The 3546-nt window shown below is 74.4% G+C and carries 4 protein-coding genes; 1 reads left to right on the top strand and 3 read right to left on the bottom strand.

Annotation, left to right across the window (positions count from 1 at the left end):
- Positions 1-62: 62 nt before the first annotated feature.
- The 3 genes from D3105_RS32985 to D3105_RS32975 are packed head-to-tail and all read right to left on the bottom strand — an operon-like array spanning position 63 to position 2532.
- Positions 63-953: a branched-chain amino acid ABC transporter permease gene (locus tag D3105_RS32985; RefSeq protein ID WP_118906499.1), complete on the bottom strand. Its 891-nt coding sequence runs from the start codon at positions 951-953 to the stop codon at positions 63-65.
- Complete coding sequence (locus D3105_RS32980; RefSeq protein WP_118906498.1) at positions 950-1747, bottom strand: ABC transporter ATP-binding protein; 798 nt, start codon at positions 1745-1747, stop codon at positions 950-952. The genes D3105_RS32985 and D3105_RS32980 overlap by 4 nt, the downstream gene beginning before the upstream one ends.
- A complete protein-coding gene (locus tag D3105_RS32975) occupies positions 1735-2532 on the bottom strand; it encodes an ABC transporter ATP-binding protein (protein WP_097875364.1) in 798 nt (265 codons plus the stop codon). Before D3105_RS32975 ends, D3105_RS32980 begins: the two co-directional genes overlap by 13 nt.
- 238 nt (positions 2533-2770) lie before the next feature.
- Here D3105_RS32975 and D3105_RS32970 point away from each other — a divergent pair, with 238 nt between their 5' ends.
- The gene (locus tag D3105_RS32970; protein WP_165891136.1) at positions 2771-3541 is read left to right on the top strand and encodes a PucR family transcriptional regulator; all 771 of its coding nucleotides are present in this window, start codon (positions 2771-2773) and stop codon (positions 3539-3541) included.
- Positions 3542-3546 lie beyond the last annotated feature (5 nt).

Genomic DNA, 3546 nt, shown 5'->3' with positions numbered 1-3546 from the left:
CAGCCGGTCCGTGCGGCTCTCCGGACCGCCGCCGTGACGCGGCGGGGGCTTCGGCGGTGGTGTCAGACACGGGCCAGCTCCTTCGTGCCGAAGAGTCCCGCGGGGCGGATCAGCAGGACGGCCACCATCACCAGGTAGGGCGCCAGGTCGCCGATGCCCCGGCCGAGGAAGGACAGGTCGCTCTGGTAGCCGGTGGCGAGCGATTCGGTGACGCCGACGATGAGTCCGCCGGCCAGCGCCCCGGTGGTGGAGTCGAGCCCGCCGAGGATGGCGGCGGGGAACGCCTTGAGCGCGGCGAGCGAGGTGGCGCGCTCCAGGCCCGGGGTCGGGAACACGGTGAGGAAGAGCGCGGCGACGGCGGCCAGCGCCCCGGCGACCGCCCAGGCGGCGAGCGAGACCCGCCCCAGCTTGATGCCCATGAGCGCCGCCGTCTGCGGGTTCTCGGCGGCGGCCCGCATGGACACGCCCCACGAGGTGTAGCGGAAGGCGAGCAGGAACACCGTGATCAGCAGCCCGGCGGCGAGGAACGCGGCGATGCGGGTCTGGGCGAGGGTGATGCCGCCGATGTTCACGACCTCGTTGCCCCAGGGGTCGCCGAGGGCGAGGACGTCCGTGCCCATGCGGCGGGTGAGTTCGGTGATGAGGAGGATGTCGACGCCGATGGTGACGATGGCGAGGACGCTGTGGTCGCTGCCCCGGTAGCGGCGCATCACGAAGAATTCGATGGCCGCGCCGACGGCCGCGGCGCCGGCGATCCCGACGAGCAGGGCGGGCCAGAACCCGATGTCGTCGCGGAGCACGGCGGTGACGTATCCGCCCGCCAACAGCAGGGACGCGTGGGCGAAGTTGACGACCTCGGTGGCTTTGAAGATGACGACGAACCCGAGCGCGATGAGTGCGTAGACCGAGCCGATCGACAGGCCGCCGAGGAGGAGTTCGACGAACGTGGTCATTGAGGTGCTCCCAAGTAGGCCTGGACGACGGCCGGATCGTTCTGGACCTCGGCGGGGGTGCCCCCGGCGATCCGCCGTCCGAAGTCGAGTACGGTCACCGCGTCCGCGAGCCGCATCACCACCCCCATGTCGTGCTCGACCAGCACGATGGAGATGCCGAGGCTGTCGCGTACGTCGGCCACGACGGCGGCGGTGCGGCGGCGCTCGTCGGCGGTCATCCCGGCGATCGGCTCGTCCAGCAGCAGGACCTTCGGCTCCATGCACAGGGCACGGCCAAGCTCGACGAGCTTCTGCTGCCCGTACGGAAGCGAGCCTGCGGGCCGCTCCAATTGGCCTTCCAGGCCGATGAATTCGGCGATCTCGCGGACCCGCTCGCGGTGGCGTCGTTCCTCGCGGACGGCGGAGGGCAGCCGCAGGCCGGTGGCGAGGAACCCGGAGCGGGTCAGCCGGTGGCGGCCGAGCAGGAGGCTGTCGGCGACGGTGGCGTGCGGGGGCAGCGCCAGGTTCTGGAAGGTGCGGGCGACCCCGAGGTCCGCGATGGCGTGCGGCGGGAGTCCGGTGAGCTCGGTGTCGCCGAGGCGGACATGCCCGGAGGCGGCGCGGTAGACGCCGGACAGGACGTTGAAGCAGGTGGACTTGCCGGCGCCGTTGGGCCCGATGACGGCGTGCACGCTGCCGGGGTCGACGGTGAAGGAGACGGCGTCGAGGGCGGTGAGCCCGGCGAAGCGGACGGTGACGTCCTGGACGGCGAGCGCGGCCGTGATGCTGTGCCCGGTGGTCGTCACGCGGACCACCTGCTCAGGGTGCGCCGGGTCCGGGCCGCCGGGTCGGCGTCCGCCGCCGCGTCCTCGTCGACGACGCCGAGATAGCGGCGGCGCACCTCGTCGGAGGCGGCGAGTTCGTCGGCGGGCCCGGACAGGGCGACCTCGCCGACGTCGAGGACGTACGCCGTGGAGGCGAGGCGCAGGGCGATCGCCGCGTTCTGCTCGACGAGCATGACGGAGGTGCCGCCCGCGTTGATCTCCTGCACGGTCTCGGCGATCCTGGCCGCCATCAGCGGGGCGAGGCCGAGCGAGGGTTCGTCCAGCAGGAGCAGCCGGGGCCCCGCCATCAGGGCACGGCCCATGGCCAGCATCTGCTGCTCTCCGCCGGACAGCAGCCCGGCCCGCTGGTGCGCGCGGTCGGCGAGCACCGGGAACAGTTCGTGCACCCGGGCGAGCGCCGCGCCGGTCTCCTTGCGCCCGCCGCGTGCCCCGAGAGCGCCCGCCCGCAGGTTGTCGGCCACCGTCATCCGGGCGAAGACCTGCCGGCCCTCCGGTACCTGGACCACTCCCGCGGCCACCACCTGGGCGGGCCGCAGCCCTTCCAGGGGGCGGCCGTCGAACCGGATGGTCCCGGTGCCCGTCCCGCGGTGGAAGCCGAGGGTCCGCGACACGGCCCGCAGCAGCGTGGTCTTGCCCGCGCCGTTGCCGCCGAGCACGGCGGTGATCCCGCCGTCCGGCACATCGACCGAGATGTCGCGCAGTGCCCGGACCGGGCCGTAGCCGACGGACAGCGAGCGGATCTCCAGCGTTGCCATGCGTCCTCCTCCTTCCGCCATGTCGTGTGTCTTGCTGGTCTGTGGGGGTGGTGCCACAGACCAGCACCGTGCGGGACGTGCGTCCACGGGGCGGGGCGGACTCGATGCGGGTGACCAGCGAACGAAGGGCCTCGTTGTGCACGCGCACAGACGCCGTGACGGGCGGGCGCCCGCGGCTGGGGCCGGTGGCATCCTCATCGGTCATCAGGAGCGCCCGGACCCGGGGACGGAGCGGCGGATGCGGCGTGGAACGCGGTACGAGGCGCTGCTCGGCCCGCTGCTGGCGGGCGGGGCCCCGCCGGCCCTGGTGACCCGTGCGGCGCGCGGCCTCGGACTGCCGGAGCGGGGGCGTTACGCCGTGGTGGTGCTGGGCACGCCGGTGCCGGACGCGGCGGTGGTCGAGGGCCCGGACGCGGACGGGTCGCGCTGGTGGTGGGGCGCGGCGCAGGGTTCCCCGGGCGAGGTAGGGGCCCGGGAGGGCGGCCGGGAGGTGGCGGTGGTGCTGCTGGGCCCGGCGGGCCCGGCGCGGGCGGCGGCGCGGCTCAGGGAGCTGGGTGCCGGTCCTGGTGGTGTGAGCCCCGTGGTGGGCTCCCTGGCGGAGGTGGGCGCCGCGCGCCGGCTGGCGGGTACGGCGCTGCTGACGTGCGAGCCGGGCAGCCGGGAGATCGTCCGGCTGGACGAGCGGCTTCCGGCGGCCCTGCTGGTGAGCCGCCCGGAGCTGTCCACCCGGCTGCTGGCGGAGGTGTTCGGCCCGCTGCTGACGCTCGTACCGGCGGAGCGGTCACTGCTGGTGGAGACGCTGGAGACGTGGCTGGAATGCGCGGGTTCGGTGGGCCGGGCGGCGGCGCGGCTGGGCTGTCACCGCAACACGGTGTTCAACCGCCTGCGCCGCCTGGAACGGCTGACCGCACGCTCGCTGTCCCGGCCGCGCGAACTGGTGGACCTGGTGCTGGCGCTGGACGTGCTGCGGCTGTCGTCGGCCCCGCCGGGCCCCGGGGGCGGGGGCTGAGGGGG

Origin of the sequence: Streptomyces globisporus, assembly GCF_003501885.1 — a bacterium.
GTDB classification, from domain to species: Bacteria; Actinomycetota; Actinomycetes; order Streptomycetales; family Streptomycetaceae; genus Streptomyces; species Streptomyces globisporus_D.
Note: the sequence above shows the minus strand (reverse complement) of the source record. Positions and strands in the feature narration are given on the sequence as shown.